The sequence below is a fragment of the Burkholderia sp. Bp8963 genome (assembly GCF_003854275.1).
Lineage (GTDB): Bacteria > Pseudomonadota > Gammaproteobacteria > Burkholderiales > Burkholderiaceae > Burkholderia.
Map to the genome: position 1 here is coordinate 15,626 of NZ_QTQP01000010.1, position 21,828 is coordinate 37,453.

35 protein-coding genes are annotated in these 21,828 nt (G+C 60.9%); all 35 read left to right on the forward strand.

Annotated elements, in window-relative coordinates; all coding sequences use genetic code 11:
- Positions 1-203 precede the first annotated feature (203 nt).
- Entirely contained in the window at positions 204-584 is a 381-nt protein-coding gene (gene rpsL, locus DID96_RS10600; RefSeq protein ID WP_006400662.1) for a 30S ribosomal protein S12, read from the forward strand.
- Positions 585-756: 172 nt separating this feature from the next.
- The gene (gene rpsG, locus DID96_RS10605; RefSeq protein ID WP_006477195.1) at positions 757-1,227 is read left to right on the forward strand and encodes a 30S ribosomal protein S7; all 471 of its coding nucleotides are present in this window, start codon (positions 757-759) and stop codon (positions 1,225-1,227) included.
- Positions 1,228-1,350: 123 nt separating this feature from the next.
- Positions 1,351-3,453 (forward strand): elongation factor G, encoded by a 2,103-nt coding sequence (gene fusA, locus DID96_RS10610; RefSeq protein WP_124599308.1) that lies wholly within the window; start codon positions 1,351-1,353, stop codon positions 3,451-3,453.
- 43 nt (positions 3,454-3,496) lie between these two features.
- Entirely contained in the window at positions 3,497-4,687 is a 1,191-nt protein-coding gene (tuf, locus tag DID96_RS10615) for an elongation factor Tu (RefSeq protein ID WP_017333531.1), read from the forward strand.
- Positions 4,688-4,829: 142 nt separating this feature from the next.
- Complete coding sequence (gene rpsJ, locus DID96_RS10620) at positions 4,830-5,141, forward strand: 30S ribosomal protein S10 (RefSeq protein ID WP_004199280.1); 312 nt, start codon at positions 4,830-4,832, stop codon at positions 5,139-5,141.
- A 177-nt stretch (positions 5,142-5,318) separates the two neighbouring features.
- Positions 5,319-5,969, forward strand: a complete 651-nt coding sequence (gene rplC, locus DID96_RS10625) for a 50S ribosomal protein L3 (RefSeq protein ID WP_124599309.1) — start codon at positions 5,319-5,321, stop codon at positions 5,967-5,969.
- Entirely contained in the window at positions 5,969-6,589 is a 621-nt protein-coding gene (gene rplD / locus DID96_RS10630) for a 50S ribosomal protein L4 (RefSeq protein WP_042582908.1), read from the forward strand. The genes rplC and rplD overlap by 1 nt, the downstream gene beginning before the upstream one ends.
- On the forward strand, positions 6,586-6,900 hold the full coding sequence (gene rplW, locus DID96_RS10635; RefSeq protein WP_004199275.1) for a 50S ribosomal protein L23: 315 nt from the start codon (positions 6,586-6,588) through the stop codon (positions 6,898-6,900). Before rplD ends, rplW begins: the two co-directional genes overlap by 4 nt.
- Positions 6,901-6,902: 2 nt before the next feature.
- Complete coding sequence (gene rplB, locus DID96_RS10640) at positions 6,903-7,730, forward strand: 50S ribosomal protein L2 (protein ID WP_124599310.1); 828 nt, start codon at positions 6,903-6,905, stop codon at positions 7,728-7,730.
- A gap of 10 nt (positions 7,731-7,740) precedes the next feature.
- The gene (gene rpsS, locus DID96_RS10645; protein ID WP_004199273.1) at positions 7,741-8,016 is read left to right on the forward strand and encodes a 30S ribosomal protein S19; all 276 of its coding nucleotides are present in this window, start codon (positions 7,741-7,743) and stop codon (positions 8,014-8,016) included.
- 12 nt (positions 8,017-8,028) lie between these two features.
- Positions 8,029-8,358, forward strand: a complete 330-nt coding sequence (rplV, locus tag DID96_RS10650; RefSeq protein ID WP_004199272.1) for a 50S ribosomal protein L22 — start codon at positions 8,029-8,031, stop codon at positions 8,356-8,358.
- Positions 8,359-8,369: 11 nt separating this feature from the next.
- Positions 8,370-9,170: a 30S ribosomal protein S3 gene (gene rpsC, locus DID96_RS10655; RefSeq protein WP_006400654.1), complete on the forward strand. Its 801-nt coding sequence runs from the start codon at positions 8,370-8,372 to the stop codon at positions 9,168-9,170.
- Between the two features lie 2 nt (positions 9,171-9,172).
- Positions 9,173-9,589, forward strand: a complete 417-nt coding sequence (gene rplP / locus DID96_RS10660; RefSeq protein WP_006752927.1) for a 50S ribosomal protein L16 — start codon at positions 9,173-9,175, stop codon at positions 9,587-9,589.
- Positions 9,590-9,598: 9 nt separating this feature from the next.
- Positions 9,599-9,793: a 50S ribosomal protein L29 gene (gene rpmC, locus DID96_RS10665; protein WP_006400652.1), complete on the forward strand. Its 195-nt coding sequence runs from the start codon at positions 9,599-9,601 to the stop codon at positions 9,791-9,793.
- Positions 9,790-10,062, forward strand: a complete 273-nt coding sequence (gene rpsQ / locus DID96_RS10670) for a 30S ribosomal protein S17 (RefSeq protein WP_006752928.1) — start codon at positions 9,790-9,792, stop codon at positions 10,060-10,062. Before rpmC ends, rpsQ begins: the two co-directional genes overlap by 4 nt.
- A 303-nt stretch (positions 10,063-10,365) precedes the next feature.
- Positions 10,366-10,734: a 50S ribosomal protein L14 gene (gene rplN / locus DID96_RS10675; protein WP_004197951.1), complete on the forward strand. Its 369-nt coding sequence runs from the start codon at positions 10,366-10,368 to the stop codon at positions 10,732-10,734.
- Between the two features lie 9 nt (positions 10,735-10,743).
- Complete coding sequence (gene rplX, locus DID96_RS10680) at positions 10,744-11,052, forward strand: 50S ribosomal protein L24 (RefSeq protein WP_017333544.1); 309 nt, start codon at positions 10,744-10,746, stop codon at positions 11,050-11,052.
- Between the two features lie 16 nt (positions 11,053-11,068).
- The gene (rplE, locus tag DID96_RS10685; protein ID WP_004202757.1) at positions 11,069-11,608 is read left to right on the forward strand and encodes a 50S ribosomal protein L5; all 540 of its coding nucleotides are present in this window, start codon (positions 11,069-11,071) and stop codon (positions 11,606-11,608) included.
- 7 nt (positions 11,609-11,615) lie between these two features.
- Complete coding sequence (gene rpsN, locus DID96_RS10690; RefSeq protein ID WP_006400648.1) at positions 11,616-11,921, forward strand: 30S ribosomal protein S14; 306 nt, start codon at positions 11,616-11,618, stop codon at positions 11,919-11,921.
- 14 nt (positions 11,922-11,935) lie between these two features.
- Positions 11,936-12,331 (forward strand): 30S ribosomal protein S8, encoded by a 396-nt coding sequence (rpsH, locus tag DID96_RS10695; protein ID WP_011350677.1) that lies wholly within the window; start codon positions 11,936-11,938, stop codon positions 12,329-12,331.
- 18 nt (positions 12,332-12,349) lie between these two features.
- On the forward strand, positions 12,350-12,880 hold the full coding sequence (rplF, locus tag DID96_RS10700; protein WP_124599311.1) for a 50S ribosomal protein L6: 531 nt from the start codon (positions 12,350-12,352) through the stop codon (positions 12,878-12,880).
- A 12-nt stretch (positions 12,881-12,892) separates the two neighbouring features.
- The gene (gene rplR, locus DID96_RS10705) at positions 12,893-13,258 is read left to right on the forward strand and encodes a 50S ribosomal protein L18 (RefSeq protein WP_006400645.1); all 366 of its coding nucleotides are present in this window, start codon (positions 12,893-12,895) and stop codon (positions 13,256-13,258) included.
- A 14-nt stretch (positions 13,259-13,272) separates the two neighbouring features.
- Positions 13,273-13,791 (forward strand): 30S ribosomal protein S5, encoded by a 519-nt coding sequence (gene rpsE, locus DID96_RS10710; RefSeq protein WP_008343875.1) that lies wholly within the window; start codon positions 13,273-13,275, stop codon positions 13,789-13,791.
- A gap of 15 nt (positions 13,792-13,806) precedes the next feature.
- Positions 13,807-13,989: a 50S ribosomal protein L30 gene (gene rpmD, locus DID96_RS10715; protein ID WP_006400644.1), complete on the forward strand. Its 183-nt coding sequence runs from the start codon at positions 13,807-13,809 to the stop codon at positions 13,987-13,989.
- Positions 13,990-14,015: 26 nt separating this feature from the next.
- On the forward strand, positions 14,016-14,450 hold the full coding sequence (rplO, locus tag DID96_RS10720; RefSeq protein WP_059759907.1) for a 50S ribosomal protein L15: 435 nt from the start codon (positions 14,016-14,018) through the stop codon (positions 14,448-14,450).
- Positions 14,451-14,494: 44 nt separating this feature from the next.
- The gene (secY, locus tag DID96_RS10725; RefSeq protein WP_124599312.1) at positions 14,495-15,844 is read left to right on the forward strand and encodes a preprotein translocase subunit SecY; all 1,350 of its coding nucleotides are present in this window, start codon (positions 14,495-14,497) and stop codon (positions 15,842-15,844) included.
- A gap of 9 nt (positions 15,845-15,853) precedes the next feature.
- The gene (gene infA, locus DID96_RS10730; protein WP_004521905.1) at positions 15,854-16,072 is read left to right on the forward strand and encodes a translation initiation factor IF-1; all 219 of its coding nucleotides are present in this window, start codon (positions 15,854-15,856) and stop codon (positions 16,070-16,072) included.
- 20 nt (positions 16,073-16,092) lie between these two features.
- Positions 16,093-16,209: a 50S ribosomal protein L36 gene (rpmJ, locus tag DID96_RS10735; protein WP_004199844.1), complete on the forward strand. Its 117-nt coding sequence runs from the start codon at positions 16,093-16,095 to the stop codon at positions 16,207-16,209.
- A gap of 38 nt (positions 16,210-16,247) precedes the next feature.
- A complete protein-coding gene (gene rpsM, locus DID96_RS10740; RefSeq protein ID WP_006400641.1) occupies positions 16,248-16,613 on the forward strand; it encodes a 30S ribosomal protein S13 in 366 nt (121 codons plus the stop codon).
- Positions 16,614-16,641: 28 nt separating this feature from the next.
- Positions 16,642-17,043 carry a 30S ribosomal protein S11 gene (gene rpsK / locus DID96_RS10745; RefSeq protein ID WP_004197937.1) on the forward strand — a complete coding sequence of 134 codons (402 nt, stop codon included), beginning with the start codon at positions 16,642-16,644 and terminating at the stop codon, positions 17,041-17,043.
- A 139-nt stretch (positions 17,044-17,182) separates the two neighbouring features.
- Complete coding sequence (gene rpsD / locus DID96_RS10750) at positions 17,183-17,806, forward strand: 30S ribosomal protein S4 (protein WP_124599313.1); 624 nt, start codon at positions 17,183-17,185, stop codon at positions 17,804-17,806.
- 124 nt (positions 17,807-17,930) lie between these two features.
- Positions 17,931-18,908 (forward strand): DNA-directed RNA polymerase subunit alpha, encoded by a 978-nt coding sequence (locus DID96_RS10755; RefSeq protein WP_006765411.1) that lies wholly within the window; start codon positions 17,931-17,933, stop codon positions 18,906-18,908.
- 138 nt (positions 18,909-19,046) lie between these two features.
- Positions 19,047-19,442, forward strand: a complete 396-nt coding sequence (rplQ, locus tag DID96_RS10760) for a 50S ribosomal protein L17 (protein ID WP_124599314.1) — start codon at positions 19,047-19,049, stop codon at positions 19,440-19,442.
- 195 nt (positions 19,443-19,637) lie between these two features.
- Positions 19,638-19,964, forward strand: a complete 327-nt coding sequence (gene cutA, locus DID96_RS10765) for a divalent-cation tolerance protein CutA (protein ID WP_124599315.1) — start codon at positions 19,638-19,640, stop codon at positions 19,962-19,964.
- Positions 19,957-21,822 carry a protein-disulfide reductase DsbD gene (gene dsbD, locus DID96_RS10770; RefSeq protein ID WP_124599316.1) on the forward strand — a complete coding sequence of 622 codons (1,866 nt, stop codon included), beginning with the start codon at positions 19,957-19,959 and terminating at the stop codon, positions 21,820-21,822. Before cutA ends, dsbD begins: the two co-directional genes overlap by 8 nt.
- Positions 21,823-21,828: the final 6 nt, after the last annotated feature.

A 21,828-nucleotide genomic window follows, 5' to 3' on the forward strand; every position in this document is an offset into this window, starting at 1 on the left:
ACCAGCCGCCTCGCTGTGGAAAATCACGCAACCCGTTGACTTGTTTGGTATTTCCGGAATATGATGCTGGGTTCCGGTTCTCGGTAGGACAGGTTGCGAGCGAAAGTTCGTGCCCGTGTTCCGGATCCGGAGGTCAATCGCACCTCGATTCTCGCTTTGCCCGAAATCGATGTGCGGATTTTGTTCAATTTCAGGAATAAACAATGCCAACCATCAACCAACTGGTTCGCAAAGGCCGTCAGTCGGAAACGACGAAGAGCAAGAGCCCGGCCCTGCAGGACTGCCCCCAGCGTCGCGGCGTGTGCACCCGTGTGTACACGACGACGCCGAAGAAGCCGAACTCGGCACTCCGTAAGGTCGCCAAGGTTCGTCTGACGAACGGCTTCGAAGTGATTTCGTACATCGGCGGTGAAGGCCACAACCTGCAGGAACACTCGGTTGTGCTGATCCGCGGCGGCCGTGTGAAGGACTTGCCGGGTGTGCGTTACCACATGGTTCGCGGCTCGCTGGATACCCAGGGCGTCAAGGACCGTAAGCAAGCGCGCTCGAAGTACGGCGCGAAGCGTGCAAAGGCTGCCAAGTAAGCAGTTTTTGATCAGGGATCGCCGCAGGGCGGTCAAGGCGGGAGTGCCGGATTGCCGGTGCTGTCGAGTAAGTGGTCACCCGGCCAAGCTGGTTAGTCGTGAAGATGTGATCGGGTTTGTTGGTGGCCGCGGAGCTGGATGCAGCTCCAACTGAACAAGTAAAGGAAGAATCATGCCGCGTCGTCGCGAAGTCCCCAAGCGGGAAGTGTTGCCGGATCCGAAGTTCGGTAACGTTGATGTTGCCAAGTTCATGAACATGCTGATGCTGTCCGGCAAGAAGTCGGTCGCAGAACGCATCGTTTATGGCGCATTCGAACAGATCCAGACCAAGGGTGGCAAGGACCCGCTGGAAGTGTTCACGGTTGCGCTCAACAACGTGAAGCCGGTGGTGGAAGTGAAGAGCCGTCGCGTTGGTGGTGCCAACTATCAAGTTCCGGTCGAAGTGCGCCCGTCGCGTCGTATGGCATTGGCGATGCGCTGGCTGCGTGAGGCTGCGAAGAAGCGCAGCGAGAAGTCGATGGCTCTGCGTCTGGCAGGTGAGCTCTCCGAAGCGGCCGAAGGCCGTGGCGGCGCGATGAAGAAGCGCGATGAGGTTCACCGCATGGCGGAAGCCAACCGCGCGTTCTCGCATTTCCGTTTCTAAGCGCCAGGCTGGGCTTTTAGCGGAAAAAAATTCCGGGCGGGTGCGCTTTTCGAGCGCCTCGCCCGTTTGTGTTGAGGCGAGATGCGACAGGGTCGCATCGCGTCAATCCAGTAGAGGATCAAAGTGGCTCGCAAGACTCCTATCGAGCGCTACCGCAATATCGGTATCAGCGCTCACATCGACGCCGGCAAGACGACGACGACCGAGCGCATTCTGTTTTACACCGGTGTGAACCACAAGATCGGTGAAGTTCACGACGGCGCTGCCACGATGGACTGGATGGAGCAGGAACAGGAGCGTGGCATCACGATCACGTCCGCTGCTACCACGGCTTTCTGGAAGGGCATGGGCGGCAACTATCCGGAACACCGCATCAACATCATCGACACCCCGGGCCACGTCGACTTCACGATCGAAGTGGAGCGTTCGATGCGCGTGCTCGACGGCGCGTGCATGGTGTACTGCGCGGTGGGCGGCGTGCAGCCGCAGTCCGAAACGGTTTGGCGCCAGGCGAACAAGTACAAGGTGCCGCGTCTCGCGTTCGTCAACAAGATGGACCGTACCGGCGCGAACTTCTTCAAGGTCTACGACCAGCTCCGTCTGCGCCTGAAGGCGAACCCGGTTCCGGTCGTGGTGCCGATCGGCTCGGAAGAGAACTTCAAGGGTGTGGTCGATCTGCTGAAGATGAAGGCGATCATTTGGGACGAAGCGTCGCAAGGCACGAAGTTCGACTACGTCGACATCCCGGCCGAGCTCGCCGACACCTGCACCGAATGGCGCGAAAAGATGGTCGAAGCGGCTGCTGAAGCCAGCGAAGACCTGATGAACAAGTACCTGGAAGAAGGCGATCTGCCGGAAGCCGACATCGTCAAGGCGCTGCGCGACCGTACGATCGCGTGCGAAATCCAGCCGATGCTGTGCGGTACCGCGTTCAAGAACAAGGGCGTGCAGCGCATGCTCGACGCCGTGATCGACTTCCTGCCGTCGCCGGTCGACATCCCGCCGGTCAAGGGCGAGCTCGAGAACGGTGAAGAAGCAGAGCGCAAGGCGTCGGACGAAGAAAAGTTCTCGTCGCTCGCGTTCAAGATCATGACCGACCCGTTCGTCGGCCAGCTGATCTTCTTCCGTGTGTACTCGGGCGTCGTCAACTCGGGCGACACGCTGCTGAACTCGACCAAGGGCAAGAAGGAACGCCTCGGCCGTATTCTGCAGATGCACGCGAACCAGCGTGAAGAAATCAAGGAAGTCCGTGCAGGCGACATCGCCGCTGCGGTCGGTCTGAAGGAAGCGACCACGGGCGACACGCTGTGCGATCCGGCACACCCGATCGTGCTCGAGCGCATGGTGTTCCCGGAGCCGGTGATCTCGCAGGCTGTCGAGCCGAAGACCAAGGCTGACCAGGAAAAGATGGGCCTCGCGCTGAACCGCCTGGCACAGGAAGACCCGTCGTTCCGCGTTCAAACGGACGAAGAGTCGGGCCAGACCATCATTTCGGGCATGGGCGAGCTCCACCTCGAAATTCTGGTCGACCGGATGAAGCGTGAATTCGGCGTGGAAGCGACCGTCGGCAAGCCGCAGGTTGCGTACCGCGAAACGATCCGTTCGACGGCGAAGGACGTGGACGGCAAGTTCGTCAAGCAGTCGGGTGGTCGCGGCCAGTACGGTCACGCGGTCATCACGCTCGAGCCGAACGAGCAGGGCAAGGGCTACGAGTTCTTCGACGAGATCAAGGGTGGTGTGATTCCGCGCGAATACATCCCGGCGGTCGACAAGGGTATCCAGGACACGCTGAAGTCGGGCGTGCTGGCTGGCTTCCCGGTCGTCGACGTGAAGGTGCACCTGACGTTCGGTTCGTACCACGACGTTGACTCGAACGAAAACGCGTTCCGCATGGCCGGTTCGATGGCGTTCAAGGAAGCGATGCGCAAGGCGAACCCGGTCGTCCTCGAGCCGATGATGGCGGTTGAAGTCGAAACGCCGGAAGACTACATGGGCAACGTGATGGGCGACCTGTCGGGCCGTCGCGGCATCGTCCAGGGCATGGAAGACATGGTTGGTGGCGGCAAGATCGTCCGCGCCGAAGTGCCGCTGTCGGAAATGTTCGGCTACTCGACGTCGCTGCGCTCGCTGACGCAAGGTCGTGCAACGTACACGATGGAGTTCAAGCACTATGCTGAAGCTCCGCGCAACGTTGCTGACGCGATCATCAGCGCGAAGTCGAAGTAAATCTGCATCTACCAACCGATTATTTTTTTGAAAGAAGAGAGTCATGGCAAAAGGTAAATTCGAGCGGACCAAGCCGCACGTGAACGTTGGTACGATTGGTCACGTCGACCACGGCAAGACGACGCTGACGGCAGCGATCACGACGGTGCTGACGAAGAAGTTCGGCGGCGAAGCGAAGGCATACGACCAGATCGACGCGGCACCGGAAGAAAAGGCGCGCGGCATCACGATCAACACCGCACACGTCGAGTACGAAACGGCTAACCGCCACTACGCACACGTCGACTGCCCGGGCCACGCTGACTATGTGAAGAACATGATCACGGGCGCAGCGCAGATGGACGGCGCGATCCTGGTTTGCTCGGCAGCAGACGGCCCGATGCCGCAAACGCGTGAGCACATCCTGCTGGCGCGTCAGGTTGGTGTTCCGTACATCATCGTGTTCCTGAACAAGTGCGACATGGTGGACGACGCTGAACTGCTCGAGCTGGTCGAGATGGAAGTTCGCGAACTCCTGTCGAAGTACGACTTCCCGGGCGACGACACGCCGATCGTGAAGGGTTCGGCCAAGCTGGCGCTGGAAGGCGACACGGGCGAGCTGGGCGAAGTGGCGATCATGAACCTGGCAGACGCGCTGGACACGTACATCCCGACGCCGGAGCGCGCGGTTGACGGTGCGTTCCTGATGCCGGTGGAAGACGTGTTCTCGATCTCGGGTCGCGGCACGGTGGTGACGGGTCGCGTCGAGCGCGGCATCGTGAAGGTCGGTGAGGAAATCGAAATCGTCGGTATCAAGCCGACGGTAAAGACGACCTGCACGGGCGTGGAAATGTTCCGCAAGCTGCTGGACCAGGGTCAGGCAGGCGACAACGTCGGTATCCTGCTGCGCGGCACGAAGCGTGAAGACGTGGAGCGCGGCCAGGTTCTGGCAAAGCCGGGTTCGATCACGCCGCACACGCACTTCACGGCTGAAGTGTACGTGCTGAGCAAGGACGAAGGCGGCCGTCACACGCCGTTCTTCAACAACTACCGTCCGCAGTTCTACTTCCGTACGACGGACGTGACGGGCTCGATCGAGCTGCCGAAGGACAAGGAAATGGTGATGCCGGGCGACAACGTGTCGATCACGGTGAAGCTGATTGCGCCGATCGCGATGGAAGAAGGTCTGCGCTTTGCAATCCGCGAAGGCGGCCGCACCGTCGGTGCTGGCGTCGTCGCCAAGATCATCGAGTAATATCGACGATCCGCCGAGTGGTGTATCATTCGGCGTTTGGTAGTGCCCGGGACCGGGCGCCCACCCTCAGTGGGAGCCCGGTCTTACGTTCTTTTATTGATCTGGCGATGCAATATCGCCTCGCTCTTTTCAAGGAATTGTCATGCAGCAACAGAAAATCCGCATTCGTCTGAAGGCTTTCGACTATCGTCTGATCGATCAATCGGCTGCCGAAATCGTCGACACGGCGAAGCGGACTGGCGCAATCGTCCGTGGCCCGGTGCCGCTGCCGACGCGCATCCAGCGTTTTGACATCCTGCGTTCGCCGCACGTCAACAAGACGTCGCGCGATCAGCTCGAAATCCGTACCCACCAGCGCCTGATGGACATCGTCGATCCGACCGACAAGACGGTCGACGCGCTGATGAAGCTCGACCTGCCGGCTGGCGTCGACGTGGAAATCAAGCTGCAGTAAGGCTTCCAGCGCTGCTCGGCCCGCCGGACGGCGCTAAGTCATTGATTGCTTGCGAAAAACGAAGGGCCCGGCTATAATGCTTGGCTTTTCGCGTATTCGCGTAAAAAAGTCGGGCCTTGCGTGCCCGGCATTTTGTAAATCAGCCCCGACCAATCGCAGTCGGGAATGGAGAAAACGATGAGCCTTGGACTCGTAGGTCGCAAGGTTGGTATGACCCGTATCTTCACGGCTGAAGGGGATTCGATTCCCGTCACCGTGCTGGACGTGTCGGACAACCGCGTGACGCAGATCAAGACTGTTGAAACCGACGGCTACACGGCCGTGCAGGTTGCATTCGGCTCCCGTCGTGCATCGCGCGTGACGAAGCCGCTGGCAGGTCATCTTGCCAAAGCCGGTGTCGAAGCCGGTGAAATCCTCAAGGAATTCCGCATCGATGCGGCCAAGGCAGCTGAGCTGTCGAATGGCGCCATCGTTGGTCCGGACCTGTTCGAAGTGGGCCAGAAGGTCGACGTGCAAGGCGTGTCGATCGGTAAGGGCTACGCAGGTACGATCAAGCGTTACAACTTCTCGTCGGGCCGTGCCACGCACGGTAACTCGCGCTCGCACAACGTGCCGGGCTCGATCGGTATGGCGCAGGATCCGGGTCGTGTTTTCCCGGGTAAGCGCATGACGGGTCACATGGGTGACGAGACGGTGACGGTTCAGAACCTCGAAATCGCTCGTATCGATGCAGAGCGCAAGCTGCTGCTCGTCAAGGGCGCGATTCCGGGCGCGAAGGGCGGCAAGGTTTTCGTGACGCCGGCCGTGAAGACCAAGGGGGCGAAATAATGGAACTCAAGCTCCTGAACGCAAATGGTCAGGAAGGTGCAGTGGTTAACGCGTCGGACGTCGTGTTCGGCCGTGACTACAACGAAGCGCTGATCCACCAGGTCGTCGTTGCTTACCAGGCGAACGCTCGCCAGGGTAACCGCGCGCAGAAGGATCGTGAGCAAGTCAAGCACACGACCAAGAAGCCGTGGCGCCAGAAGGGTACGGGCCGTGCTCGTGCCGGTATGTCGTCGAGCCCGCTGTGGCGTGGCGGCGGTCGTATCTTCCCGAACTCGCCGGAAGAAAACTTCTCGCACAAGGTCAACAAGAAGATGCATCGCGCAGGTCTCTGCTCGATCTTCTCGCAGCTGGCCCGCGAAGGCCGTCTGTCGGTCGTCGAGGACATCGTTCTCGAAGCGCCGAAGACCAAGCTGCTGGCTGAAAAATTCAAGGCCATGGGTCTCGAATCCGTGTTGATCATCACCGACACGGTCGACGAAAACCTGTACCTGGCTTCGCGCAACCTGCCGCACGTGGCAGTTGTCGAGCCGCGCTACGCTGACCCGCTGTCGCTGATCTACTTCAAGAAAGTGCTGGTCACGAAGGCTGCGGTCGCCCAGATCGAGGAGTTGCTGTCATGAGCGAGATTCGCAAGAACGATCATCGTTTGATGCAGGTCCTGCTCGCACCGGTGATCTCGGAAAAGGCGACGCTGGTTGCCGACAAGAACGAGCAAGTCGTGTTCGAAGTCGCACCGGATGCCACGAAGCAGGAAGTGAAGGCGGCTGTCGAGCTGCTGTTCAAGGTTGAAGTTGATTCCGTCAACGTGCTGGTTCAGAAGGGCAAGCAGAAGCGCTTTGGCCGTTCGATGGGCCGCCGCAAGGACGTGAAGAAGGCGTACGTTTGCCTGAAGCCCGGCCAGGAAATCAACTTTGAAGCGGAGGCCAAGTAATCATGGCAATCGTGAAAGTTAAGCCGACATCGCCGGGTCGCCGCGCGATGGTCAAGGTGGTCAACAAGAATCTGCACAAGGGCAAGCCGTTCGCAGCGCTGCTCGACACGCAGAGCTCGACCGCCGGCCGTAACAACAACGGCCACATCACCACCCGTCACAAGGGCGGTGGTCACAAGCAGCACTACCGTATGGTCGATTTCCGTCGCACGAAGGACGGCATCCCGGCAAAGGTCGAGCGTCTCGAGTACGACCCGAACCGTAGCGCGAACATCGCGCTGGTGCTGTACGCAGACGGCGAGCGCCGCTACATCATCGCGCCGAAGGGCGTGACGGTTGGCCAGCAGCTGATGTCGGGCTCGGAAGCGCCGATCCGTGCAGGTAACACGCTGCCGATCCGCAACATTCCGGTCGGTACGACGATCCACTGCATCGAGATGCTGCCGGGCAAGGGCGCGCAAATGGCGCGTTCGGCCGGTACGTCGGCCATGCTGCTGGCGCGCGAAGGCGTCTACGCGCAGGTTCGTCTGCGTTCGGGCGAAATCCGCCGCGTGCACATCGAGTGCCGTGCAACGATCGGTGAAGTGGGCAACGAAGAGCACAGCCTCCGCCAGATCGGCAAGGCAGGCGCGAACCGCTGGCGCGGTATCCGCCCGACGGTGCGTGGCGTTGCAATGAACCCGGTTGATCACCCGCACGGTGGTGGTGAGGGCAAGACGGCTGCAGGTCGTGACCCGGTGAGCCCGTGGGGCACGCCGACGAAGGGTTACCGCACCCGCAGCAACAAGCGCACGACGACGATGATCGTCCAGCGCCGTCACAAGCGTTAAGGAGTAGGCAATGGCACGTTCTGTTAAAAAAGGTCCGTTCTGCGACGCCCATTTGCTGAAGAAAGTTGAGGCGGCTGCAGCTTCGCGTGACAAGAAGCCGATCAAGACCTGGTCGCGTCGTTCGACGATTCTGCCGGATTTCATCGGTCTGACGATCGCTGTTCACAACGGCCGTCAACACGTTCCGGTGTACATCTCGGAAAACATGGTCGGCCACAAGCTTGGCGAGTTCGCACTGACCCGTACGTTCAAGGGTCACGCGGCCGACAAGAAGGCCAAGAAATAAGGGGCAATCAAGATGGAAGTGAAAGCAATTCATCGCGGTGCCCGCATCTCGGCGCAGAAGACGCGCCTTGTGGCTGACCAGATCCGCGGTTTGCCGGTCGACAAGGCGCTGAACGTTCTGACGTTCTCGCCGAAGAAGGCGGCTGGCATCGTGAAGAAGGTTGTGCTGTCGGCAATCGCGAATGCGGAGCACAACGAAGGCGCCGATATCGACGAGCTCAAGATCAAGAGCATCTACGTCGACAAGGCTGCATCGCTCAAGCGGTTCACCGCGCGCGCCAAGGGCCGCGGCAACCGCATCGAGAAGCAATCCTGTCACATCACTGTGACGGTCGGGAATTAAGGAGCCATACGATGGGACAGAAAATTCATCCGACTGGCTTCCGCCTGGCTGTCAGCCGCAATTGGGCTTCGCGTTGGTACGCGAACAACAACAATTTCGCGGCGATGTTGCAGGAAGACATCGGTGTTCGTGAATACCTGAAGAAGAAGCTGAAGAACGCTTCGGTCGGCCGCGTCGTCATCGAGCGTCCGGCAAAGAACGCGCGCATCACGATTTTCAGCTCGCGTCCGGGTGTCGTCATCGGCAAGAAGGGCGAGGATATCGAACTGCTGAAGACGGAACTGCAACGCCGCATGGGCGTTCCGGTTCACGTCAACATCGAAGAGATCCGCAAGCCGGAAACCGATGCTCAGCTGATCGCTGACTCGATCACGCAACAGCTCGAGCGCCGGATCATGTTCCGCCGCGCGATGAAGCGTGCGATGCAGAACGCGATGCGTCTGGGTGCCCAGGGCATCAAGATCATGAGCGCCGGCCGTCTGAACGGTATCGAAATCGCTCGTACGGAGTGGTATCGCGAAGGTCGCGTGCCGCTTCACACGCTGCGTGCCGATATCGACTACGCGACCTCGGAAGCGAAGACGACCTACGGGATCATCGGCGTCAAGGTGTGGGTTTACAAGGGCGATACCCTTGGCCGCAACGACGCACCGGTGGTGGAAGAAGTAGCCGAAGACAAGCGTCCGCGTCGCAATGCGCGCCCGGGCGACCGTCGTCCGCGCCGTGACGGCGAAGGCGGCGCTCCGGGTGCTCGCCGTGGCGCACCGCGCCGTGGCGCCGGCAAGCCGGAAGACGGCAAGACTGGAGAATAACGATGCTGCAACCGAAACGCAGGAAGTATCGCAAAGAGCAGAAGGGTCGTAACACCGGCAAGGCGACGCGCGGCAACGCAGTGTCGTTCGGTGACTTCGGCCTGAAGGCGATCGGTCGCGGCCGTTTGACCGCGCGTCAAATTGAAGCGGCGCGTCGTGCCATGACGCGTCACATCAAGCGTGGCGGCCGCATCTGGATCCGTATCTTCCCGGACAAGCCGATCTCGCAAAAGCCGGCGGAAGTGCGTATGGGTAACGGTAAGGGTAACCCGGAGTACTACGTCGCAGAGATCCAGCCGGGCAAGATGCTGTATGAAATGGACGGCGTTACCGAAGAACTGGCACGCGAAGCGTTCCGTCTGGCTGCAGCGAAGCTGCCGCTGAAGACGGCGTTCATCGTGCGTCAGCTCGGCGCCTAAGGAGAAAACATGAAGGCTTCCGAACTTCTCCAGAAAGACCAGGCCGCGCTCAACAAGGAGCTGGCGGACCTGCTGAAGGCGCAATTCGGCCTGCGCATGCAACTCGCGACCCAGCAGCTCACGAACACGAGCCAGCTGAAGAAGGTTCGTCGCGACATCGCACGTGTGCGGACCGTCATGACTCAGAAGGCGAACCAGAAATGAACGATAGCGTGAAAACCTCGCTGAAGCGGACGCTGGTCGGTCGGGTCGTCAGCAACAAGATGGACAAGACCGTCACCGTGCTGATCGAGCACCGCGTCAAGCACCCGATCTACGGCAAGTATGTCGTGCGCTCGAAGAAGTACCACGCGCACGATGAAGCGAACACCTGCAACGAAGGCGATCTCGTCGAAATCCAGGAAACCCGTCCTGTTTCGAAGACGAAGGCCTGGACGGTGTCGCGTCTCGTCGAGGCAGCCCGCGTGATCTGAGCGGGCAGGCAGTAACAGGCACTTCGGCAACGAAGTGCTTGAAATCGCAAAGTTTTTGCTTGCGCGACCGGGATTATTTGTTATAATCTCGGTCTTCCCTCTTTATGGGAGCCCCGTCGCGGGCGAAATTGGTGGGGGAAGCGGACGGGCGCCAGCCTGCTCCGAAAGATTCACCGAATTGCGATGGCGGGTTTCGTTTGCCGTCGCTGCTGTTCCAACCCAAGCAGCCGATTGGCTGACGGGACCAAGACTGACCGTATGCATCATGGTGGTGCATCCGGATTAAGTTGGGAAAGACAAACCATGATCCAGACCGAATCTCGGCTTGAAGTAGCCGACAACACGGGTGCGCGTGAAGTCATGTGCATCAAGGTGCTCGGCGGCTCGAAGCGTCGTTATGCCAGCATTGGCGACATCATCAAGGTGAGCGTCAAAGAGGCAACGCCGCGCGGGCGTGTGAAGAAAGGCGAAATCTACAACGCCGTGGTGGTCCGCACCGCCAAGGGCGTTCGCCGTCAAGACGGCTCGCTGATCAAGTTCGACGGCAACGCCGCTGTGCTTTTGAATAACAAGCTCGAGCCGATCGGCACCCGTATTTTCGGGCCGGTCACGCGTGAGCTGCGTAGCGAACGATTCATGAAGATCGTTTCGCTGGCGCCGGAAGTGCTGTAAGGAGTCGCGATGAACAAGATTCGCAAAGGTGACGAAGTCATCGTCGTCGCAGGCAAGGACAAGGGCAAGCGCGGTGTCGTGCTGGCCGTCGGTGCCGAGCATGTGACGGTTGAAGGTATCAATCTCGTCAAGAAGCATGTGAAGCCCAACCCGATGAAGGGTACGACGGGTGGCGTGGAAGCGAAGACGATGCCCCTGCACATCTCGAACGTCGCACTGGTCGACGCGAATGGCAAGGCGTCGCGTGTTGGCATCAAGGTCGAGGAAGGCAAGAAGGTTCGCTTCCTGAAGACGACCGGTGCCGTACTGAGCGCCTGACGCAGCGGAGTAAAAAATGGCTCGTTTTCAAGAGTTTTACAAAGAAAAGGTTGTGCCCGGCCTGATCGAGAAGTTCGGTTACAAGTCGGTCATGGAAGTGCCGCGCATCACCAAGATCACGCTGAACATGGGTCTTGGTGAGGCTGTCGCTGACAAGAAGATCATCGAGAACGCCGTTGGCGACCTCACGAAGATCGCTGGTCAGAAGCCGGTCGTGACGAAGGCACGCAAGGCAATCGCAGGTTTCAAGATCCGCCAGGGCTACCCGATCGGCGCGATGGTGACGCTGCGTGGCCGCGCGATGTATGAATTCCTCGACCGCTTCGTGACCGTTGCCCTGCCCCGCGTGCGTGACTTCCGCGGTGTGTCGGGCCGTGCTTTCGATGGCCGCGGCAACTACAACATCGGTGTGAAAGAGCAGATCATTTTCCCCGAAATCGATTACGACAAGATCGACGCGCTGCGTGGGCTGAACATCAGCATCACGACGACCGCGAAGACCGACGACGAAGCGAAGGCACTGCTCGCCAGCTTCAAGTTCCCGTTCAGAAACTGAGGTTACCGTGGCTAAACTGGCACTGATCGAACGTGAAAAGAAGCGCGCCCGCCTGGTCGCGAAGTTCGCAGCAAAGCGCGAAGCGCTGAAGGCGATCATCGAAGACCAAAGCAAGTCGGAAGAAGAGCGCTACGAAGCACGCCTGGAGCTGCAGCAACTGCCCCGCAACGCAAACCCGACCCGCCAGCGCAACCGCTGCGCGATCACGGGCCGTCCGCGTGGCACGTTCCGCAAATTCGGCCTCGCGCGCAACAAGATTCGTGAAATCGCATTCCGTGGCGAGATTCCTGGCCTGACCAAGGCGAGCTGGTAATAGGAGAAACATAAATGAGCATGAGTGATCCTATCGCCGATATGCTGACTCGCATCCGCAACGGGCAGATGGTCGAGAAGGTATCGGTGTCGATGCCCTCGTCGAAAGTCAAGGTTGCAATCGCGCAAGTCCTGAAGGACGAAGGCTATATCGACGATTTCGCCGTGAAGGCGGAAGGTGCGAAGTCCGAACTGAACATCGCGCTGAAGTACTACGCTGGCCGTCCGGTCATCGAGCGCATCGAACGCGTGTCGAAGCCTGGCCTGCGCGTGTACCGTGGCCGTAACGACATTCCGCAGGTCATGAACGGCCTCGGCGTGGCAATCGTGTCGACGCCGAAGGGCGTGATGACCGACCGCAAGGCGCGCGCTACGGGCGTCGGCGGCGAAGTCATCTGCTACGTCGCTTAAAGCCGAGGAGAGAGAAACATGTCTCGAGTAGGTAAGAGCCCGATCGCGCTGCAAGGCGCGGAAGTCAAGCTGGCCGACGGTGCAATCACCGTCAAGGGCCCGCTGGGCACCATCACGCAAGCGGTCAACCCGCTCGTGAACGTGGCGAACAACGACGGCGTGCTGAATCTGTCGCCGGCGGACGAAAGCCGCGAAGCAAATGCACTGTCGGGCACGATGCGCGCGCTGATCGCGAACATGGTGCACGGCGTGACCAAGGGTTTCGAGCGCAAGCTGACGCTGGTTGGCGTTGGTTATCGTGCGCAAGCGCAAGGCGACAAGCTGAACCTGTCGCTGGGTTTCTCGCACCCGGTGGTGCACCAGATGCCGGAAGGCGTCAAGGCTGAAACCCCGACGCAAACCGAAATCGTGATCAAGGGGATCAACAAGCAACAAGTCGGTCAAGTGGCAGCGGAAGTCCGCGGCTACCGTCCGCCGGAGCCGTACAAGGGCAAGGGCGTGCGCTATTCCGACGAGGTTGTGATCCTCAAAGAAACGAAGAAGAAGTAAGGGTGCGCAATCATGGATAAGACTCAATCTCGCCTGCGCCGCGCTCGCCAGACGCGTATCAAGATCGCTGAGCTGCAGGTCGCGCGTCTCGCCGTGCATCGCACGAACACGCACATCTACGCTCAAGTGTTCTCGCCCTGCGGCACCAAGGTGCTGGCCAGCGCGTCGACGCTCGAAGCGGAAGTGCGCGCCGAGCTCGCCGACAAGTCGGGCAAGGGTGGCAACGTTGCTGCTGCGACGCTGATCGGCAAGCGTATTGCCGAGAAGGCAAAGGCCGCCGGCATCGAATCCGTCGCCTTCGACCGCTCGGGCTTCCGCTACCATGGCCGCGTCAAGGCGCTGGCTGAGGCAGCTCGCGAAGCTGGGCTCAAGTTCTAAGGAAGGAATTCGTCATGGCAAAGATGCAAGCGAAAGTTCAGGCTGACGAGCGCGACGACGGCCTTCGTGAAAAGATGATTTCGGTCAACCGCGTGACCAAGGTCGTGAAGGGTGGCCGTATTCTCGGCTTCGCCGCACTGACCGTGGTTGGCGACGGCGATGGCCGCATCGGTATGGGCAAGGGCAAGGCGAAGGAAGTGCCGGTTGCTGTCCAGAAGGCAATGGAACAAGCTCGCCGCAACATGTTCAAGGTGCCGCTCAAGAACGGCACGCTGCAACACGAAGTGCACGGCAAGCACGGCGCATCGGCTGTCCTCCTCGCCCCGGCGAAGGACGGTACCGGTGTGATCGCCGGCGGCCCGATGCGCGCAGTGTTCGACGTGATGGGCGTTCAGAACGTCGTGGCCAAGAGCCACGGTTCGACGAACCCGTACAACCTCGTCCGTGCGACGCTGGACGGCCTGCGCAAGCAGTCCACCCCGGCAGACATCGCGGCGAAGCGCGGCAAGTCCGTCGAAGATATTTTGGGCTAAGCCCGGGTGGTCACCATGTCTGAAAAAACTGTCAAGGTTCAGCTCGTCAAGAGCCTGATCGGGACCCGCGAATCGCACCGCGCGACCGTGCGTGGCCTGGGCCTGCGCCGACTCAATTCGGTCAGCGAGCTGCAGGACACGCCGGCGGTCCGCGGCATGATCAACAAGGTCTCGTACCTCGTTAAGGTCATCGCGTAAGCGGCCCTACGGATCAAGGAGTTGATATGGAATTGAATAACCTGAAGCCGGCCGCTGGCGCCAAGCACGCCAAGCGTCGCGTCGGCCGCGGCATCGGTTCGGGCCTCGGCAAGACGGCTGGCCGTGGTCACAAGGGTCAGAAATCGCGTTCGGGCGGCTTCCACAAGGTCGGCTTCGAAGGCGGTCAGATGCCGCTGCAACGTCGTCTGCCGAAGCGCGGCTTCACGTCGCTGACGAAGGAATTCGTCGGTGAAGTGCGTCTGGGCGACCTCGAGAAGCTGCCGGTCGATGAAGTCGATCTGCTCGCACTGAAGCAAGCCGGCCTGGTCGGCGAGCTGACGAAGAGCGCGAAGATCATCGCCACGGGCGAACTGAAGCGCAAGATCGTCGTGAAGGGTCTCGGCGCCACCAAGGGTGCGCGCGCTGCGATCGAAGCGGCTGGCGGTTCGTTTGCCGAGTGACACGCCTAGCGCGTCGTCTCTAGCATTTGCATCGGAGAAAGTACTTGGCTAACAGCCCGAGTCTTGCAAAACCCGGTCGAAGCACGGCGAAGTTCGGCGATCTGCGCCGGCGTGCAATGTTCTTGCTGCTGGCGCTGATCGTCTATCGCATCGGCGCGCACATTCCCGTGCCTGGCATCGATCCGGATCAACTGGCGAAGCTGTTCCAGAGCCAGGCGGGCGGCATCCTTGGCATGTTCAACATGTTCTCGGGTGGCGCGCTTTCCCGCTTCACGATCTTCGCGCTGGGGATCATGCCGTACATCTCGGCGTCGATCATCATGCAGTTGCTGGCGATTGTCTCGCCGCAGCTCGAAGCGCTGAAGAAGGAAGGGCAGGCAGGGCAACGGAAGATCACGCAGTACACGCGGTATTTCACCGTGGTGCTCGCGACCTTCCAGGCGTTCGGTATCGCGGCTGCGCTGGAAAACCAGCCGGGCCTCGTCATCGATCCCGGCATGCTGTTCCGGCTGACGACGGTCGTGACGCTGGTGACCGGCACGATGTTCCTGATGTGGCTGGGTGAGCAGATCACCGAGCGAGGTCTGGGCAACGGTATCTCGATCATCATCTTCGGCGGGATCGCAGCAGGGTTCCCGAATGCCGTCGGTGGGTTGTTCGAGCTGGTGCGTACGGGTTCGATGAGCATCATTTCGGCGATCATCATCGTCGTCCTGATTGCTGCGGTGACTTACCTGGTCGTGTTCATCGAACGCGGTCAGCGCAAGATCCTCGTGAACTACGCGAAGCGCCAGGTCGGCAACAAGATCTATGGCGGGCAGTCGTCCCACCTGCCGCTGAAGCTGAACATGTCGGGCGTGATTCCGCCGATCTTCGCGTCGTCGATCATCCTGTTCCCGGCAACGATTCTCGGCTGGTTCAGTACGGGTCAGCCGTCGGGAAGCTGGTTCTCCAATACGCTGCATGGCGTGGCGGAGGCGCTGAAGCCGGGCCAGCCGGTCTATGTGCTGCTGTACACGCTGGCAATCGTGTTTTTCTGCTTCTTCTACACCGCACTGGTGTTCAACAGCAGGGAAACCGCGGACAACCTGAAGAAGAGCGGCGCGTTCGTTCCGGGCATCCGTCCGGGTGAGCAGACCGCACGATATATCGACCGCATCCTCACGCGTCTGACGCTGGCCGGTGCGATCTACATCGTCTTCGTGTGTCTGCTGCCGGAATTCCTGGTGCTGCGCTGGAACGTGCCGTTTTATTTTGGTGGAACGTCGCTGCTGATCATTGTCGTCGTCACGATGGACTTCATGGCGCAGGTGCAGTCGTACGTTATGTCGCAACAGTATGAGTCACTGCTCAAGAAGGCCAACTTCAAGGGCGGCAACATCCCAACGCGGTAAAAAGGACCTATGGCCAAGGACGATGTAATCCAGATGCAGGGTGAGGTGATCGAAAACCTCCCGAATGCTACCTTCCGCGTGAAGCTGGAGAACGGCCATGTCGTGTTGGGGCATATCTCCGGAAAAATGCGGATGCACTACATCCGCATTCTCCCGGGCGACAAGGTGACGGTTGAATTGACGCCTTACGATCTGTCGCGTGCGCGGATCGTGTTCCGGGCGAAGTGATTTGAAAAAAGGGTAATATCATGAAAGTGATGGCATCGGTTAAGCGCATTTGCCGCAATTGCAAGATCATCAAGCGCAAAGGCGTCGTTCGCGTGATCTGCAGCTCGGATCCGCGCCACAAGCAGCGCCAAGGCTGACCGCGCGTTTGTTTGCGCTTTTTGTTTGAGGAAAAACAATGGCTCGTATCGCAGGGGTTAACATCCCGAATCACCAGCATACCGAAATTGGCCTGACGGCTATCTTCGGTATCGGCCGCACCCGTTCGCGCAGCATCTGCGTGGCAGCTGGCGTCGATTTTTCGAAGAAGGTCAAGGATCTGACCGACGCAGACCTTGAAAAGCTGCGTGAAGAAGTGGGCAAGTTTGTCGTCGAAGGCGATCTGCGCCGTGAAGTGACGATGAACATCAAGCGCCTGATGGATCTCGGCTGCTACCGTGGCGTTCGCCATCGCAAGGGCCTGCCGATGCGCGGTCAGCGTACGCGTACGAACGCACGTACTCGCAAGGGTCCGCGTCGTGCAGCGCAAGCGCTGAAGAAGTAAGCGGAACTGACAGTTACAGGAAAACGTAATGGCTAAGGCTTCGAACACCGCGGCGCAACGCGTTCGCAAGAAGGTTAAGAAGAACGTCGCTGAAGGCGTGGTTCACGTTCACGCGTCGTTCAACAACACGATCATCACGATCACCGATCGCCAGGGCAATGCACTGGCATGGGCGACGTCGGGCGGCCAGGGCTTCAAAGGCTCGCGCAAGTCGACGCCGTTCGCTGCTCAGGTTGCTGCTGAGTCGGCCGGTCGCGTGGCGATGGAATACGGCGTGAAGAATCTGGAAGTGCGGATCAAGGGCCCGGGCCCGGGTCGTGAGTCGGCAGTGCGCGCACTGCACGGCCTCGGCATCAAGATCACCGCGATTTCGGACGTCACTCCGATTCCGCACAACGGCTGCCGTCCGCCGAAGCGTCGCCGCATCTAACGATGTGCTGGCGCAATGCCTGTCGCCGCTTAGCGTCGACGGGCTGTGCTTTTTTGATTGACTAAGCCCACCGTTCGCCCCAAAGGGCGCGAACTAGCGCGGATCCTGTCCGCGTGAATGATTGATAAAGGAATGCAAAGTGGCACGTTATATCGGCCCCAAGGCCAAGCTGTCCCGCCGTGAAGGCACCGACCTGTTCCTGAAGAGCGCACGCCGCTCGCTCGCCGACAAGTGCAAGCTCGACAGCAAGCCGGGCCAGCACGGCCGTATCTCGGGCGCACGTACGTCCGACTACGGCACGCAGCTGCGTGAAAAGCAGAAGGTCAAGCGCATCTACGGCGTGCTGGAGCGTCAGTTCCGCCGCTACTTCGCCGAAGCCGACCGCCGCAAGGGCAACACGGGTGAAAACCTGCTGCAACTGCTCGAGTCGCGCCTCGACAACGTCGTGTATCGCATGGGCTTCGGCTCGACCCGCGCTGAAGCGCGTCAGCTGGTGAGCCACAAGTCGATCACCGTGAACGGCGTCGTCGCGAACGTCCCGTCGCAGCAAGTGAAGGCTGGCGACGTGGTCGCAATCCGCGAAAAGGCGAAGAAGCAGGCGCGTATCGTCGAAGCGCTGTCGCTGGCCGAGCAAGGCGGCATGCCGAGCTGGGTTGCAGTCGATGCGAAGAAGTTCGAAGGTACGTTCAAGCAAATGCCGGAACGCGCCGACATCGCCGGCGACATCAACGAAAGCCTGATCGTCGAATTGTACTCGCGTTAATCCGATTGACGGCCGAGGTACCCCGATTGCGTGCAGCAAGGGGTAGCCTCGGCTGTTTATTTTCAGGGTGTTACCGGTCAGCCTTATCGGTGTAACGAGCCGAGGGTATTGAAAAGGAAAACCTATGCAAACCAGTTTGTTGAAACCCAAGATCATCGCCGTGGAATCGCTGGGCGAGAACCATGCGAAGGTGGTCATGGAGCCGTTCGAGCGTGGCTACGGCCACACCTTGGGCAATGCGCTCCGCCGCGTGCTGCTGTCGTCGATGGTGGGCTACGCGCCGACCGAAGTGACGATCGCGGGCGTGGTGCACGAGTATTCGACGCTTGATGGTGTGCAAGAGGACGTCGTCAACCTGCTGCTGAACCTGAAGGGCGTGGTGTTCAAGCTGCACAACCGCGACGAAGTGACGGTAACCCTGCGCAAGGAAGGTGAAGGCGTCGTCACGGCCGGCGATATCGAGCTGGCGCACGATTGCGAAGTCATCAACCCGAATCACGTGATCGCGCATCTGTCGAAGGGCGGCAAGCTCGACGTGCAGATCAAGATCGAGAAGGGTCGCGGCTACGTGCCGGGCAACGTCCGTCGCTATGGCGAAGACACGGCCAAGATCATCGGCCGCATCGTCCTCGACGCGTCGTTCTCGCCGGTTCGCCGCGTGAGCTACGCAGTCGAAAGCGCACGTGTCGAACAGCGCACCGACCTCGACAAGCTCGTGATGAACATCGAAACGAGCGGCGTGATCACCCCGGAAGAAGCGATCCGCCAATCGGCGCGTATCCTGGTCGACCAGCTGTCCGTGTTCGCGGCACTGGAAGGCACGGAAACGGCAGCCGAAGCACCGTCGCGTGCGCCGCAGATCGATCCGATCCTGCTGCGTCCGGTGGACGATCTCGAGCTGACGGTTCGTTCGGCGAACTGCCTGAAGGCCGAGAACATCTACTACATCGGCGATCTGATCCAGCGCACGGAAAACGAGCTGCTGAAGACGCCGAACCTCGGTCGCAAGTCGCTCAACGAGATCAAGGAAGTGCTCGCTTCGCGCGGTCTCACGCTGGGCATGAAGCTCGAGAACTGGCCGCCGGCTGGTCTCGACAAGTAAGCCCGGTTGCTGTTGTAACTGGTCAAGATGCGGATTTTCTTTTAGAATCCGCATCTTGCTTTTTTCTGTTACCGGCCCGTGCACCCGTTGGGGTGCGATAGAAGAGCTGGATCAAAACTTTGAATCAAGGAAACTGAAATGCGCCATCGTCATGGTCTGCGGAAACTGAACCGCACGAGCAGCCACCGTCTGGCTATGCTCCGTAACATGTCCAACTCGCTGATCGAGCACGAAGTCATCAAGACGACGCTGCCGAAGGCGAAGGAACTCCGTAAAGTCGTCGAGCCGCTGATCACGCTCGGCAAGAAGCCGTCGCTCGCGAACCGCCGCCTGGCATTCAACCGCCTGCGCGATCGTGACTCGGTCGCGAAGCTGTTCGACGTGCTCGGTCCGCGTTTCGCGAACCGTCCGGGCGGCTACCTGCGCATCCTGAAGTTCGGCTTCCGCGTCGGCGACAACGCACCGATGGCTCTGGTCGAACTGATGGATCGTCCGGAAGTCGACGAAACGGAAAACGTGCAAGAAGCTGAATAAGCTTCCGGGCACGTCGCAGTAACAAAAAAGGGTCAAGCAATCGCTTGGCCCTTTTTGCTTGATGGCGCGGAATGCGGTCGACGGGGGTGTGGTCGATTGCCGCAGTCGGGCCGCCGGCACCATCGTGCCGGGTGCGCTACGATACGTGGCAAACAGCTGGTGAATGCGCCGGCGGACGAAACTGGAGGTGCGCGAATGGTCGTGGTGCTGATGCTGACGACGGTACCGGATGCGGCAACCGCCGACGCGCTCGCCGACGGCGCGCTGGCCGCGCGGCTTGCGGCCTGCGTGTCGCAGCTCGGTACGATCCGGTCGCGCTATCACTGGGAAGGCAAGGTCGAGACGGCCGAAGAGATCCAACTGCTGTTCAAGACGAGCCCGGTGCGCTCGTTGGAGCTGGAACGCTTCATCCAGTCGCACCATCCTTACGACACCCCTGAAATCGTCTCCTGGCAGGCTGCCGCGTCGCCGGCATACGGCCAATGGGTGACCAGCGAAACTCAACGTCTATTTCATGTTTAACGGTATGGCTGTTCGCGCGCGTGTCGACGCGCTGCGATTCTTCGCGTTCCTGCTGTCGTTCGCGCTCGCGATCGTGATGGGCGGGATGTCGCTCGCCCGCGCCGCCGACGATTTCCTCGATCCGTCGGTCGCGTTCAAGTTCAGTTCGAGCGAATCGCCCGGACAGGTTGACGTGCGCTTCAGGATCGCCGACGGCTATTACCTGTATCGGGAGCGGTTCGCATTCGCGGTCAAGAGCGGGCAGGCGACGCTCGGCGAACCGCAACTGCCGGCCGGTCACGTGAAGTTCGATCAGACGTTCCAGAAGGACGTCGAGACCTATCGCGGCGATCTCGTGATCCATGTGCCGGTCAAGCAGGCGGCCGGGCCGTTCGAGCTCACCGTGACGTCGCAGGGCTGTGCGGACGAGGGCATCTGCTATCCGCCCGCCGAGCATGTCGTGAAAGTCGGCGGCGACGCGCTGGGCGCGGCAACGGCCGCGCCGCGTTCGGGCCAGGATGCCGCGGCCGGCAACTGGTTCGACAAGGTCACGAGCGCCGAATACACGCAGTCGCTGCTCGAGGGGCACGGGTTCCTGACGATCGTCGCACTGTATTTCGTCGCGGGCGTCGTGCTGAGCCTGCTGCCCTGCTCGTACCCGATGATCCCGATCGTGTCGGCGATCATCATTGGCCAGGGCACGCGCGCGACCCATGCGCGCGGCTTTGCGCTGTCGCTGACGTACGTGGTCGGCATGGCGCTCGTCTACACGGCGCTCGGCGTCGCCGCCGCGCTGGTCGGGCAGAGCCTCGGCGCGTGGCTGCAGAATCCGTGGGTGCTGGGCAGCTTCGGCGTGCTGCTGACGGCGTTTGCGGTGTCGCTGATTTCGGGCGTGGATATCGCGTTGCCGCAGCGCTGGCAAAACGGCGCCGCGGACGCGTCGAGCGGCCGCAAGGGCGGGCACTTCGTCGCGGTCGCGGCAATGGGTGCGCTGTCGGCCCTCGTCGTCGGCGCCTGCATGACGGCGCCGCTGTTCGCGGTGCTCGCGTTCATCGCTCATACCGGCAACGCACTGCTCGGCGGCGCGGCGCTGTTCGCGATGGGGCTCGGGCTCGGCGTGCCGCTGCTGGTCGTCGGCGTCGGCGCGGGCGCATTGCTGCCGCGGGCGGGCGGGTGGATGGACAGCGTGAAGGTGTTCTTCGGCATCGTGCTGCTCGCGGCCGCACTGTGGATCGTCTGGCCGGTGCTCGGCGGCGCGTTCAAGATGGTGCTGGCCGCGCTGTGGCTGCTGATTGCAGCCGCGGCGCTGGGGCTGTTCACGCCGCATGCGGGCACGTCGTCCATCTGGCGGCGGCTCGGGCGCGGGCTCGGCGCAGCGCTGACGATCTGGGCGGCGGCCTTGCTCGTCGGGCTGGCCGCAGGGTCGACCGACCCGGTGAAGCCGCTGGCGGTGCTCGCCGCGCGTACGACCGCGTCCGTCTCGGGTGCGCCCGCAGGCGGAGCGTCCGCCGCGCAGGACGGGCCGGCCTTTGCATCGGTGGGGTCGAATGCCGATCTGGATGCGTTGCTGAAGGCTTCAGGCCGTCCGGTGATGCTCGACTTCTACGCCGACTGGTGCGTGAGCTGCAAGGAAATGGAGCATCTGACGTTCACCGATCCGCGCGTGCAGGCGCGGCTCGCGCAACTGCACCTGGTGCGCGCGGACGTCACCGCGAACAACCCGGACGATCAGGCGCTGCTCAAGCGCTTCAACCTGTTCGGGCCGCCGGGAATCATCTTCTTCGACCGTAATGGCAACGAAATCGGCCGGGTGGTCGGCTATCAGGCCGCGGATACGTTCCTGCGCAGTCTCGATCGCGCGGCCGTGCCGTCGGTGTGACCGGCA